The following is a 12,954-nucleotide window of genomic DNA, read 5'->3' on the forward strand; positions in this document are numbered from 1 at the left end:
CTTTACACTTCCAAAAAGTAAGTATCTGCGTCTTCCGGGTTAAAAGGTTCGTTGATCCAGAAGATGGTATATAATTCTTCATCCCCTATATTTTTGATATTATGAGTATACCATACCGGCATATCTACATAAGCAGGGTCTGTACCATCCAGATAAAAATCAAGAACTTCGTCGGTATCTATTTTACGAAGCTGAATCAAGGCTTTTCCTTTAATAACCGCAAATCTTTCTATTTTTCTTGTATGGAAATGGTTTCCGCGTGTAATTCCCGGAACTGTAGTGGAAAATGAACATTGCCCTCCGATTCCCAGTCTTATCACCTCAACAAAAGCACCTCTTGGATCTGTGTGTTGTGTAAATTGAACTGGATAATGATCTTTCATATCAAAATAACAGCGGAACGTATTGAAAAGGTTTAAATCAAATTTAGACTCCAATACCGGAATTTCACCATTATCAAAATACAGTTTTTTATAGTTTTCCAGTTTGGCCAGTACTTCCGAAACTTTATTAACGGATGTATGGGAAACTTCATAGGCATCGCTTGTTTCTCCGTTCTCTATCTGACGGATAATTTCCTGAACCAGTTCTCCCACATAAATCAGTTTTACTTCACCGTCGTTATCAATCACAGGGGTTTCTCCATGGGTAAGCTTGTAACAGAAAGTAGCTACAAATGAATTGTAATTAGGTTTCCCGAAGGGTCCAAAGACATTGGGAACGATCATTCCTGTAAATGTTCCTCCTGATTTTCCAGCCCAGGAAGCGAGTATTTCGCGGCCTTCTTTTTTAGATTTCCCGTAAAGATTGTCTTTTTCCTCCTGAGATGAAGATGAAAAGAGTACGTGAGCTTTAGAGCAAGTTCTTTCCAGAGAGTCAGTCAGTTTTTTTACCAGTTCTACATTGCTTGCATAAATGACTTCATGATCGGGATGACGATTCATGGCAGCAAGGTGAACAATTACGTCGCATTGTTGTACAAATTCATCCATTTTTTCAGGAATTTCGAAGTATTCTTTTTCAAAGTTTACCCTTTCAAAATCTTCCGGCCTTAGGCCTAATGTATTGTATAAATGTGAACCGACAAAACCTTTCTGCCCGGTAATTCCTATTTTCTTCATCATGATAATTTTTTAAAATAATCCACCGGAAACCGATAGTCATCATCAACTTCTCCCAAAGCGTGATCTACCATCACCAGCAGTTTTGCTTCTTTTGTTTTTGCCTGTATTGCACTTACATATCCTTTAGGCATATGCAGTACATCTAGAGTCTCTGCATTGACTTCAAATTCCAGGATTTCAGATTCTGCTGATGGGGTTTCCCAGTTATCTATTTTTATTAATTTTATAAGAAAGCCTCCCCGTACTGCTGAAAACCATCGCTGCTCAATTTTATGGCCGGCCCATCCCCTTATCAATTGCGTATCTGCGTTTTCTATAAAATAGATTCTTTTGATAGCGGCTGCATCAAAACTGTTGTTGAAAAACAGACTTCCTCTTTCATCAGAATATTTTCCTCCACCAATCAATTCAGGTATTTCCATCTGCTATTTTTAGTCGGGATACTGCATAATATCCTCTCCAAGAACCTCTTTTCTTATCAATGGAAGTTTCAGCATAAGCTTTTTCATTCCTTCCACATCCTGCTGCTCTGTATTGTGAGAATGATAGTCTTCAATTTTTGAAATATCATCGATTCCCTCGGAAAAATATTGGGCATAATTCAGATCTCTGTTGTCTGCGGGGATTCTGTAAAAATCACCCATATCTTCAGCTTTGATCATTTCTTCACGTGTACATAATGTCTCGTAAAGCTTTTCTCCATGTCTGGTTCCTATAATTTTTATTTCATTATCTACCTTAAACATTTCCTTTAATGCCTGTGCAAGATCACCAATGGTTCCTGCAGGAGCTTTATTCACAAATAAATCACCGGAATTTCCATGCTCAAATGCAAACAGTACCAAATCAACTGCTTCTTCCAAAGACATCAAAAATCTAGTCATATTGGGATCTGTGATGGTAATGGGGTCGCCATTTTTAATTTGTTTTATAAACAATGGAATTACGGATCCTCTTGAAGCCATAACGTTTCCGTACCGGGTAAGGCAAACTGTAGTATCTTCTAAATTACGTGAAGCTGCCACAGCTACTTTTTCCATCATTGCTTTGGAAATCCCCATGGCATTGATAGGGTAAGCAGCTTTATCTGTACTGAGACAGATTACTTTTTTCACTTTGTTTTGTGCAGCTGCGTCGATAACGTTCTGTGTTCCTTCAACATTTGTCTTCACGGCCTGCATAGGAAAAAATTCACATGATGGAACCTGTTTTAAGGCAGCGGCGTGGAAAACATAATCCACTCCTCTCATGGCGGGTTCCACACTTTTATAATCTCTAACGTCTCCAATATAAAATTTCAGTTTATCATTTTTAAACTGATTCCTCATATCGTCCTGTTTTTTTTCATCACGTGAAAAAATACGTATTTCCTTGAAATGATCTGTATTTATAAATTTTCTCAATACAGCGGTTCCAAATGAACCTGTTCCTCCTGTAATAAGAAGTATTTTATCTTTTATCTGCATATGCGTTTTATTATTTTTCTATCGTCATATTATACAGCTTTTCCCAAACTGCAATGTTGTAAAGCCTCCATTCTAAACTTCTGTCATTTATAAAATTAAACTTCTTTTTTGAAATTTCCTGAATAATTTTGGAGTTGTTGATGGTTTCAATAATATTTTGTGATCTAGGCCACCAATGTTCGGTAGGTGCATCGAAGCCAATTTTTCTCGTACTGTATGTGATCTGATCAGGAAGATATTTTTCAAGCCTTTTTCTCAGAATGTATTTGGACCACCCGTTTTTTATTTTAAACTTATTATTTATGGAAAGGCAAACTTCAACAAAATTATAATCTAAAAACGGAAGCCTCGACTCTATAGAATAGCTCATAGAGTTTTTATCTTCCCATTTTAATAGTTCAGGAAGGAGGTCCCGGAATATTTCACTTTTTTGGAGTTCAAAAATATCTTTATATGATTTGGTAACTCCCTTTATTTTTTTAAAATCAATAAGGCCACTGTATTGTTTCTTTAAAATATCACCTCTCATTTTGAGCCTCAATTTACGCATAAAGAACAGCGAAAAATAAAGATACATTCCCCCTGCTTCCAATAAGGATATACTGTAATGCTTTTTTATTTTGTGTAGCTGCTTTATTTTTTGATACAGATTCTGGTTCTTCATATAAGCTACAGCATAGCTTTTATATCCTAAAAGAATCTCATCTGCACCCTGCCCGTCAAGAAGCACCTTAATTCCTAGACCATTTGCTTCTTTCATTAAAAATTTTTGCATATAAACAGAAATACCTCCGAAAGGTTCTTCATGTTTGAAAATCACTTCTTCAAAGGTATGATGAAATTCTTTGGATTTTGGCGTTACCACATCATGTTTTATTCCTAAAGCCCTAGCTGTAATATCAGAAAGTTTGCTTTCATCAGAAGCTTCATCTATTGAGCCTACGGTTATTGCAGTAAGTTTTTCATAATTTTCTTCTTCGGCAAGAATTTTATTGGCTATTGCTGCAACGTAAGCGCTATCCAGACCTCCACTTAAGGCTGTTCCTATTTTCACATCTGAACGCAGTCTTAATTTTATAGATTTTTCAAACTCTTTTTCAAATACTTCTCCGGCCTCTTCCAGATTCAAATCATTAATATCTTTTTTAAACTCAATATCGTAATACTTATAAATACTGATTGAGTGTTGTTTTAAATCATAAATTAAGTTGTGGGATGCCGGAAGCTTTAATATATTTTTAAAAAATGTCTGTTCAGACTGTTCAGACATATTGACAATCAAATACTCAAGTAGTACTTTTGTGTTTACCTCTTCTACTTTTTGAATTTCTAGAATAGGTTTAATTTCGGATGCAAAAATAAATTGGCTATCATCTACAAAATAATAAAAGGGTTTGATTCCGAAACGGTCTCGGGAGCAGAATAATTTATTTTTTACTGAATCAAAAATAACAAAAGACCACATTCCATTGAATTTTTTAATACATTCTTCTCCCCAATAATCATAGGAAGCAATTAAAACTTCGGTATCGGATGCGCTTTTAAATAAGTATCCATAATTTTCAAGTTCTTTTCTTAATTCAATATAATTATAAATTGCTCCATTAAATACCATGACATGTTTGTCATCTAGGAAAAACGGTTGATTAGCAGATTCGCTTGTATCAATAATGGAAAGTCTTCTATGTCCTAATCCTAAATTTTCTTTAATAAAAAAACCTTCCGCATCAGGACCTCTGTGAGACATTTTATCTGTCATCATTCTGAGAGCCTCCTCTTTCACCATCGTATGATTTTTATAAACTATTCCTGCTATCCCACACATTCAGTTAGTTTTGTATTAATTTTTCTTTTTCTTCAAAAGTAGGGTAATTTATTAAAACTGCTTTATAAACTCCCTTAAATACAAATAAACTTCCTGCTGCTACTCCTATTATTCCATGTTTATCAATAACCTGCTTGACATCATTCAATGAACCTGCCCCTCCCAGAACCGTAAGAGGAAGTGATATTTTTTCTCTTACTTTATTAATTAAGGCCATATCATAACCCTTCATAACACCATCTTGATCTATTGAGTTAATGACTATCTCACCTGCACCAAGCTTTTGTGCCTCTTCTACAAACTTAAACGGATCAATTCCTGTAGATTTTTTACCATTGTGCGTATACACTTCATATCCTCCAAAAAGCTTTTTCTTTACGTCCAAAACTACGATTACACTTTGAGAACCCACACGTTCTGCAATCTGGCCAATGAGCTGTGGATTTTGAAGTACAGCAGAAGAAAGTGCTATTTTTTCGATTCCCAGACCAAAAATCTTTTGAGCCTGCTCTACCGTTTTCACACCACCACCATAACAAAGCGGCATTCTGGATTGGTTAGCTATTCTCTCAATCAAGCTGTAGTTCGGCTCTAGACCCTTTGCTGTAGCATCGATATCAAAAATGGCAAGTTCGTCGACTTCTTTTTCGTTAAATATCCTTACAGCATTGATGGGATCACCGACGTATTTGGGGTTTTTAAAATTGACAGTCTTTACAAGTCCATTATCCTGGAGTAAAAGACTCGGTATAATTCTTGGCCTCAGCATTTTTTATTATAATTTTGCAAAGTTGTGTAATAAGATTTCGCCATAATGATGACTTTTTTCTGGATGAAACTGTATCCCATATTTATTTTCATGGTGTGCAGCTGAAGCAAATTCACCGCCATAATCTGTAATAGCCATTATATCTTCCTGATTGTTACAATGAAAATAATAAGTATGAAGAAAGTAAAAAATAGAATCTCTTTCAAGACCTTTAAATAACTGAAGATCTTTAACTGGTTTTACATCATTCCATCCCATGTGCGGAAGTCTTGTGACCTGGTGAATTTTTGTTTCGTCAAATTTCTTCACGGAAGCGTCAATCCATTTAAGCCCGTCTAATCTTCCTTCATCACTATTATTCGCCATCATCTGCATTCCCACACATATTCCGATAACGGGAATGTTCTGACCCAACACAAGATCATCAAGCTTATCTCTCATACCAGAGTTATTCAACTGATTCATTGCGTGGTCGAAATGCCCCACTCCCGGAAGAATCAATTTTTCTGCGCCTTCCAGATCCTCTTTAGTTTTAGCTATTTTAACTGGAACGTCAACCCTTTTATATACGTTTACAAAGGCATTGATATTTCCTACCCCGTAATCAATAAGTGTTATCATCTAAATAATCTTTTTTCTAATCCCAATACTTTCATCGATTTTGCACCAAGTCCAATAAGTTGTCTTTTATTCTTGTAATCGTGGTATGTTTTGTTTTCTCCTTCAAATAATTTCTGAAGTTCATCCGTAGTAAGGTCCAGCTTGTTAGCAACATATTCGAATTCCTTCAGCAAAAACTCTTCAGAAAGTTCCGGTTTAGATACTCTTTCCAAAGCTTCTTCTCTGGTCATCTGTCCTGTAAGAATCAAACTTGAGAAATGGGCCTTTCTTTTCTGATATCCAAATTTTCTTGGCATCCAATAATCTTCGAAGAATCTGGTAAATCTTGATTCGTGGTGTTTATGCTGGAAACTCTCCCATCCATATTTGTCTAGCAATAACTGTTCAACATCTTTTTTAATATATGGCAGACAGTTCAGAGGCTTATATACCTGCATTCCCAAAACATATTTGTAATACAGTTTGTAGCTCATGATATCTACGATCGGAAACGTTTTAAGATCTCTTTTTCCGAATTTTTTGTGAATATCCAAGATTAAGGTTTTATCAATTCCTGGATATGCACCCCACTCTTCAGGCTCACGACAACATTCGGTAGAAAGGTTTGCACCTGTTAGGACATATTTTATTTTATTTTTTTTAGCAAACTTATAAAGACCTGAAAAGAATGCGATATCCTGTGGCATATCCTGATCTGCAATCTGTGACTTCAGGAATGCAACCTGAAGATCTTTCATTTCTTCCCAATTGATCACTTCAGTATACAGATCTAAATTAAGCCCGTTTACAAGTTTTTCAATATTGCTCACTGCTCTGTCTGTATTCCATCCTGCATCTACATGAAAAATAAGTGGGCGTAATCCCATTATCTCTTTGGCTACATAGGCTGCATAGGAACTGTCCAGTCCGCCACTTAGTCCGATAATACAATCAAAGTCTCTGTTTTTACCGTCTTTTTTTATTTTCTCTGCTTCCTGTTCAAGCTCTCTAAGCCCTCTTTCATCTGTATGCCAGTTGGGCAGAATACTTTCTTTATAATTGATATAATAATCACTTTCTCCTTTTTCGTTAAAAACAATATTAGGATCTGTAGTATCCATAATTGTTTTTGTGCAAATCTGATAAGTACTTTCTTTTCCCATTTTTTATGTTATCTTTCTTTTATCATTATATTTAATAAGCTGATGATATAGCTATCGTAAAACTTATCAAAATTAATTTTACTTTTACTAAATTCTTCATGGATCTTTGGTTCGTTAATTCTATAGGAATAGTCATCGAAATTCCATAAAACAATTCCATCTACTTTTTTCCCTTTATAATCTGTTTTCATCATTTCAGAAACATATGTTCTAAAATTTTCTGTACTTATTCTTCCATTTCCAATTTTAGCAGTTGAAGGGTGGTAACGGGACATTATAAAAGGATATACTTTTTTATTGTAGATTTTTCCGATTCTGATCATTTCTTTGGTATTATCCTTTAAATAATCAATGTTTTCTGCGTCAAAATCTGTATTATTATAGAAAATATAAATCGAAGGAAACAGTACATCACTATTGTTAATAATTTCCTGAACTTTTTTATGCCTTTCAAAAAAATCTGGTTTTCTTTCCCAATATGAAGTAAAAGGAATGGCATAATACCCCCATTTGACATCAGGGCGCTCTGTTTTTACAAATTTTAAAACACCCAAAAAAAGTTTTAAACTTTTTTTAAAATTATCACTTGATACATCTTCATTCATCAAATACTCAAGGTAAGGATATTCCAAATCTATATAAGCCATCCCTTTTGCCTTAGGATCAGGATAAGCCAATCTTACCTGCTCACGCAGATATTCAGGATTAAAGGCAAATTCTATTTTCTCGTCCAGAAACTGTCTGTCATTAACAAAACTTACCAACTTTATATTATTATCAGAGACAAATTTTTTGTACTCAACACTTTTATTTCCGGAAGCAATCAATACGTCAGGAAGTGTTTTGTAAATTTTCTTTTGTGCAGAAATAGTATGTATTACCCCAATAAAGAATACAAGACATAAAATACTGTTACTAAGTAGTTTTGACATGTGAAATTGTTTTATTAATAAGGTGATTCCAGTCGAGGTATTTCGCTGCTGTTTTTGAAGCCAATTCTTTTCTTAAACTGAGCTCATTTTCAACATATAAGATCTCTTCAATACTCTTTTTTATATTTTCCTTAGTTATATTTTCCTTACTCAGTTCAATAATTGCACCGAACTCATTAAGGTACTGTACAGACTGTTCTCCTACATCTCCCACAATCAAAGGAAGTCCTGAAGCAATGGCTTGCTGCCAAACTATAGACTGGCTGGCTGGAAATACAGCAATATCCGAGGCCGAAAGATGCTCATATACTCCTTTATTATTCAACCATCCAATATAATGAATATTCGGATTATTATCTGACAAACTTAATAATTCTTTTTTATACTCCTGATTATACTGATCTGCATCTCCAACTATGATCAGATGTAGTCTTTCATCATTAATTTCGTTAAACGCTTTGAGAAGAAGATCGGTTTTTTTTGCAGGTGTAAATTTTCCCCCTGTAAAAATTACAACATCCTTTTCTGTAATTCCCATTTTTTCTCTGATATCTTTTCCGACTCCCTGTGTTTTCAATTCTTTCACCATATCTGTATCAGCTCCCAGAGGAAGAACTTCCATTTCGTTGACCGGAATGCCATATACCTCTTTAAGAAATTTAGTACTTCCCGGAACTATTGGATAAAATTTTGAGATATGTTTACGGATCGGGTTCATGTATAAATATTTCCTCAATATCTTGTGAAGAATATTTAAAGAAAGCCAGTTATTAGCAGAGTTACTGTAATCACAATGATAGTCCATAATCATCTTCACATGAGGATTTCTTTTTTTGTAGTCCAGCATTTCGAACATATTAGGCATAATATCGTGAATGTATAAGAGGTCAGGTTTAACTTCTTCGACAATTTTTGTAATGGATGTATATTTTTTAATTTTCCCCAGGTAATTGAATTTAAAAGGAAGCTTTATGATTTTAGCTCCATGATCATACAATATTCTTTCAGGCTTAGAATTATCATGAATGTTATTGTAATAGTCAAATACATTATCATAGGTGGAAGTGATCACCGTCACTTCATGGCCATGTTTTTGATAGTATTTCACCAATAAATTTTCCTGATATTCCAGACTTTCCACATAAAGTTCACAAAGCATTAATATTTTCATCTTATTTCTATTATTTAGTGTTTTTTTCCGGAAGAGCTTTAGAATTCATCTGGAAATTATATTGTATTACATAAAGGCTGATCCACATTAAGCTAATTCTCCATGAATCAAAAGAACCACTTTTCATATCTTCAAGAAAAAATAAAAGGCTTACAATATACATAATAAGTAATTTCTTATCTTTTCTTATATATTTCAAATGATATACAAAAAAATAAATATAAATCCCAAGATACAGCAGGCCACCTAATATCCCAAGCTCCATCAAACTCTCCACAATCAGATTATGAGGGAATTCTACTTGGTCTTCCCCAGTAAGAGCTATACCTGAACTACCTATTCCCAAACCAGTAAACGGATGTTCGTAAAAAGTTTCGAGCCCTCTCTTCATCACAAACACACGATACAAAACGCTACCGTCTTCGGATGAAGCTTTTACCATATTAAATCTGTCAACGTTTACGTTTTCCAGAACCAATTCAATAATATTATCCAGATAGAAAACCATGACAAGAATAGCTGCTGTAAAAGACAGAACTACTTTATAATTGAATTTAAGGTTCTTTAAATTCAGAACATAATAAATACACAGACTTAAAATCAAATTAAACAGTGGACCTCTTCCTCCTAGCTGAGTTAAGAGAAACAAGATAATCAGTCGATATACAATGACTGATATGGTAGGCTTACTTGATAGGGAAAAAACAAAACATGCTGACAGCATAATCCCCACAGCAAGATAAGTAGGTAAATTTTCTACAGACTGGGTTTTATCAAAAAAGATAATGAATGTAATCGTAAAATAAACATAGAACAAAATACAGATCGTGAAAATTCCGATCACATACATAAGCCTCTGAAGTTCCTTGAAAATTACATTTTTAAATGCCAAGAGCGGATACAGTACTGTAAAAAAATTAAGCAACATGGCTTCATTTTTTTTATCAGAATAGACATATGATACTGTATAAAAATTTGAAAATGCAAAAAGCAACATTAACAAAAAGATTATAGATATTTGATTATATACCTCTTTTCTAAAAATAGTAATTGTTTTAATTTCAAAAAACAAAACCACAACGCATAAAACGCCAAAAAATAAAGTGAAGTCAATAGGAAAAGGAATCCACTTAATAGATCCCGAAAATACGAATAAAAAATATATAAATATTTTAAAAAAATTAAAAGAAAAAACGGTGCTAAAAAAATCCTTCATCTATCCTGTATTTTTCTTTAAAAATTCTAAATATACTTTGTTGTAAAATTCCATTTCTCTGTATACATAGGCATTATGCCACAATATAATAAAATCCCCTCCAGTCCTTTTTACCCTTTCACATAAGGTTTCCAAAACCTGTCTAGCCTCAGAAACAGAATATTTTTTATACATGCTCATTGTTACATCCATTGCAATCAGAGGTTTTTCTTTGATCTTGTAAGGCCTGTCATTCGACAGGTCATAAGGATGAAATTCGTGCGAAGTTCCACATTTAAATCCTTCTTCCTCTGCAAATCCCATCGTATAGTCTGTATGGATTCCAGCCTTCTCAAGATTATCAAAAGTTTTTCTTCTGTCAAATCTTAAATAATGCTGTCTCGAATTTGTGATCTTTTTTTCCGTAGCTCCGGCCACTCTTCCAACCTGTTCGTTTAAAACATCAACATCCCTAAAGGTATAAAAGCCCGGGTGAATGCCTGATGTCATCCCTGAAGCATCAATTTTTTTGAAAACTTCTTTCAGATTTTCATCATAAATATCATACCCGGAATCAAAAGCAGATGGATTCGCTGCCATAAAAAAGAAGACTGACTTAAGGCCGTTGACTTCAGAGTCTTTTAAAAGCTTTTCTGTTCCTTTAAAATAAGGGTCTCTACGTTTATCTGATAAACTCTGCAGAAAAAAAATAAATGCAGAAAAAACCTCTTTAAAATTCCAAGTATTCACCAATTGTCCGATAATCGACTTCATCGCTTTAAAAGGTCCTGTAAAACGGTAAATATCATCAATATCATGGGTTGGTGTAACAGAGAATTTCCTTGGCCTGATTTCAATATCTGGATATTCTTTTTGAATAACTGTTCTTATCAGCATTGCATATTCGTCTACCAATGCAGTTTTAATAAGATCATATTTTTTAGAGATACTGTTTGTGTACAGAAATCTGTCATATTCATCTTTATCTTCCGAGAGATACTCATCCAAACTGGAAAGTAAAATAAACGGTAAAGAAAGTAAGTCAAAATTGACAATTATTTTTTCTTCATCACGTTTATACAGGTTTTCTTCCTCATTAATTTTAATAACAGGAATCTGACTGTATTCATCAAAAGCTGAAACAGAAGACAGTTTTAATTTTCCTTCAAGTAGTTCCTGAAAACCATCAGTCCTACAAATCAGGAAATTAATCTTTTTATCTCTACATACAATTTCAATATTTTTCTCTGAATAATGAGATACAGAAAAATCAATTTTATATCCCAGCGCAATAGTCAGGATCGTATCAATTGTATATTTTAATGCATTTTCAGTTCTCATTGAAAAAAAATTTCTTTGCCTCCATTTTTGTCATAGGTTCACCATGTCCGCCGTAGATTATTTCTATTCCGGCAAGATTCAGCATCCTATTGATTGACTTTTCTGCCATCCCCTTGTTTCCGGAAGGTAATTTAGTCACTGTTTTCTCCCCTTTTATCATTAAATCTCCCACAAAAACATCATTATTTATTTTACAGCTGATGCATGAGTCTGTATGTCCTTTTGTATGGTAAAATTCCAACTCATGCCCATCCCAATTAATTGTATAGCCATCTTCACAGACAGCTATATAATTTTCAATTTGATAAGAAAATTGTTTTCCATAAAACACGGAAAGGTTTTTCTTAATATTCCCAATATAGGCCAGCGATTCATTGCTTAGAATACACTTCGGATTGTATCGGGAAACTATATCTTCTATCCCATACACGTGGTCGAAGTGACCATGTGTAATAATACAGTATTCAACTTTAAGATTTTCTTCCCGGATAAACTCATACAATTCGGTATGATTTTGAGTTCCGGGATCAATAACAATAGCCCTATGCTGTTCATTAAAAATCAAAAAACAGTTTGAATCTACTGGTCTATTTTCAAATCTCTTAATGAATAGTTTCATTTTTAAGATGATATATTAATAGAACGTCCTCCATCTACAGTCATCTGTTGTCCTGTAATCCATCTCGCATCCTCGGACAATAAAAAATTTACAGCATCAGCAATATCTTTCGCATAGCCTATTCCCAAAGGATACTGAGCCTGCATTCTGGACATTACCTCTTCATTATCAAAAATATTCTGAGTCATTTTAGTAAGTACTGCTCCCGGTAATACAGAATTGAATCTGACCTTTGGTGCAAGTTCTACTGCTAAATTCCTCATCAGACCGTCCAGCGCAGATTTTGAAGCCCCATAAGTACTCATTGCTTTGGCTCCACGGTTACTGATATTACTGGAAATGAATACTACAGAATCCAGTAATGAATTATTATTTTTTTTATTGACAAGCAGTTTTACCAGAAGATTGGCAGAAAACACATTGGTTGTGAAACATTCCATCATGAAATCATTATTAACCAATTTCAAAGGAATCATCTTCATAAATCCGGCACAGTGTACCAGCTTATGAATATTCAGACTATTTTCCTGCAAAAACTGGAGAAGTGTTTTCTCTACATTTTCCAGATTGCTTAAATCCATCGGAAGAAGATAGGATGTACATCCTTCCGAAAGCTTAGGCTGCAGTTCGCTTAATTTTTCTGTATTTCTTCCTGTAAGAACAAGGTTATACTTTTCTGATAATTTCACAGCGATATCTTCGCCGATTCCTGCCGTAGCTCCTGTTAATAAAACTGTTGGTCTCATATT

13 protein-coding genes are annotated in these 12,954 nt (G+C 34.2%); all 13 read right to left on the reverse strand.

Annotated features, from left to right (window positions below):
* Nucleotides 1–2: 2 nt before the first annotated feature.
* Nucleotides 3–1,121: a polysaccharide biosynthesis C-terminal domain-containing protein gene (locus IW16_RS18860; protein WP_034748060.1), complete on the reverse strand. Its 1,119-nt coding sequence runs from the start codon at nt 1,119–1,121 to the stop codon at nt 3–5.
* Nucleotides 1,121–1,546, reverse strand: a complete 426-nt coding sequence (locus tag IW16_RS18865) for a WxcM-like domain-containing protein (RefSeq protein WP_034748063.1) — start codon at nt 1,544–1,546, stop codon at nt 1,121–1,123. Before IW16_RS18865 ends, IW16_RS18860 begins: the two co-directional genes overlap by 1 nt.
* A gap of 9 nt (nt 1,547–1,555) precedes the next feature.
* The gene (locus IW16_RS18870; RefSeq protein ID WP_034748066.1) at nt 1,556–2,590 is read right to left on the reverse strand and encodes a polysaccharide biosynthesis protein; all 1,035 of its coding nucleotides are present in this window, start codon (nt 2,588–2,590) and stop codon (nt 1,556–1,558) included.
* Between the two features lie 10 nt (nt 2,591–2,600).
* Nucleotides 2,601–4,415: an asparagine synthase (glutamine-hydrolyzing) gene (gene asnB / locus IW16_RS18875; protein WP_034748069.1), complete on the reverse strand. Its 1,815-nt coding sequence runs from the start codon at nt 4,413–4,415 to the stop codon at nt 2,601–2,603.
* Between the two features lie 4 nt (nt 4,416–4,419).
* Nucleotides 4,420–5,184 carry an AglZ/HisF2 family acetamidino modification protein gene (locus IW16_RS18880; protein WP_034748072.1) on the reverse strand — a complete coding sequence of 255 codons (765 nt, stop codon included), beginning with the start codon at nt 5,182–5,184 and terminating at the stop codon, nt 4,420–4,422.
* 6 nt (nt 5,185–5,190) lie between these two features.
* A complete protein-coding gene (hisH, locus tag IW16_RS18885) occupies nt 5,191–5,805 on the reverse strand; it encodes an imidazole glycerol phosphate synthase subunit HisH (RefSeq protein WP_034748075.1) in 615 nt (204 codons plus the stop codon).
* A complete protein-coding gene (locus IW16_RS18890) occupies nt 5,802–6,947 on the reverse strand; it encodes an N-acetyl sugar amidotransferase (RefSeq protein WP_034748076.1) in 1,146 nt (381 codons plus the stop codon). Before IW16_RS18890 ends, hisH begins: the two co-directional genes overlap by 4 nt.
* A gap of 8 nt (nt 6,948–6,955) precedes the next feature.
* Entirely contained in the window at nt 6,956–7,879 is a 924-nt protein-coding gene (locus IW16_RS18895; protein ID WP_034748079.1) for a hypothetical protein, read from the reverse strand.
* Nucleotides 7,863–9,050 carry a glycosyltransferase family 4 protein gene (locus IW16_RS18900; protein WP_034748082.1) on the reverse strand — a complete coding sequence of 396 codons (1,188 nt, stop codon included), beginning with the start codon at nt 9,048–9,050 and terminating at the stop codon, nt 7,863–7,865. The genes IW16_RS18895 and IW16_RS18900 overlap by 17 nt, the downstream gene beginning before the upstream one ends.
* Before the next feature lie 10 nt (nt 9,051–9,060).
* Nucleotides 9,061–9,978 (reverse strand): O-antigen ligase family protein, encoded by a 918-nt coding sequence (locus tag IW16_RS18905; RefSeq protein ID WP_165572006.1) that lies wholly within the window; start codon nt 9,976–9,978, stop codon nt 9,061–9,063.
* A 288-nt stretch (nt 9,979–10,266) separates the two neighbouring features.
* Nucleotides 10,267–11,586: a polysaccharide deacetylase family protein gene (locus IW16_RS18910; RefSeq protein WP_034748088.1), complete on the reverse strand. Its 1,320-nt coding sequence runs from the start codon at nt 11,584–11,586 to the stop codon at nt 10,267–10,269.
* Nucleotides 11,576–12,205, reverse strand: coding sequence for an MBL fold metallo-hydrolase (locus IW16_RS18915; RefSeq protein ID WP_034748091.1), 630 nt, complete (start codon nt 12,203–12,205; stop codon nt 11,576–11,578). The genes IW16_RS18910 and IW16_RS18915 overlap by 11 nt, the downstream gene beginning before the upstream one ends.
* Before the next feature lie 2 nt (nt 12,206–12,207).
* Nucleotides 12,208–12,951: an SDR family NAD(P)-dependent oxidoreductase gene (locus IW16_RS18920; RefSeq protein ID WP_034748094.1), complete on the reverse strand. Its 744-nt coding sequence runs from the start codon at nt 12,949–12,951 to the stop codon at nt 12,208–12,210.
* Nucleotides 12,952–12,954 lie beyond the last annotated feature (3 nt).

The sequence above is a fragment of the Chryseobacterium vrystaatense genome (assembly GCF_000737765.1).
In the GTDB taxonomy this organism is placed as follows: domain Bacteria; phylum Bacteroidota; class Bacteroidia; order Flavobacteriales; family Weeksellaceae; genus Chryseobacterium; species Chryseobacterium vrystaatense.

Excerpts from the sequence above, each read along its gene's own strand:
- IW16_RS18860 (WP_034748060.1), bottom strand. The coding sequence starts at position 1,121 with ATGAAGAAAATAGGAATTACCGGGCAGAAAGGTTTTGTCGGTTCACAT.
- IW16_RS18865 (WP_034748063.1), bottom strand. The coding sequence starts at position 1,546 with ATGGAAATACCTGAATTGATTGGTGGAGGAAAATATTCTGATGAAAGA.
- IW16_RS18870 (WP_034748066.1), bottom strand. The coding sequence starts at position 2,590 with ATGCAGATAAAAGATAAAATACTTCTTATTACAGGAGGAACAGGTTCA.
- asnB (WP_034748069.1), bottom strand. The coding sequence starts at position 4,415 with ATGTGTGGGATAGCAGGAATAGTTTATAAAAATCATACGATGGTGAAA.
- IW16_RS18880 (WP_034748072.1), bottom strand. The coding sequence starts at position 5,184 with ATGCTGAGGCCAAGAATTATACCGAGTCTTTTACTCCAGGATAATGGA.
- hisH (WP_034748075.1), bottom strand. The coding sequence starts at position 5,805 with ATGATAACACTTATTGATTACGGGGTAGGAAATATCAATGCCTTTGTA.
- IW16_RS18890 (WP_034748076.1), bottom strand. The coding sequence starts at position 6,947 with ATGGGAAAAGAAAGTACTTATCAGATTTGCACAAAAACAATTATGGAT.
- IW16_RS18895 (WP_034748079.1), bottom strand. The coding sequence starts at position 7,879 with ATGTCAAAACTACTTAGTAACAGTATTTTATGTCTTGTATTCTTTATT.
- IW16_RS18900 (WP_034748082.1), bottom strand. The coding sequence starts at position 9,050 with ATGAAAATATTAATGCTTTGTGAACTTTATGTGGAAAGTCTGGAATAT.
- IW16_RS18905 (WP_165572006.1), bottom strand. The coding sequence starts at position 9,978 with ATGTTGCTTAATTTTTTTACAGTACTGTATCCGCTCTTGGCATTTAAA.
- IW16_RS18910 (WP_034748088.1), bottom strand. The coding sequence starts at position 11,586 with ATGAGAACTGAAAATGCATTAAAATATACAATTGATACGATCCTGACT.
- IW16_RS18915 (WP_034748091.1), bottom strand. The coding sequence starts at position 12,205 with ATGAAACTATTCATTAAGAGATTTGAAAATAGACCAGTAGATTCAAAC.
- IW16_RS18920 (WP_034748094.1), bottom strand. The coding sequence starts at position 12,951 with ATGAGACCAACAGTTTTATTAACAGGAGCTACGGCAGGAATCGGCGAA.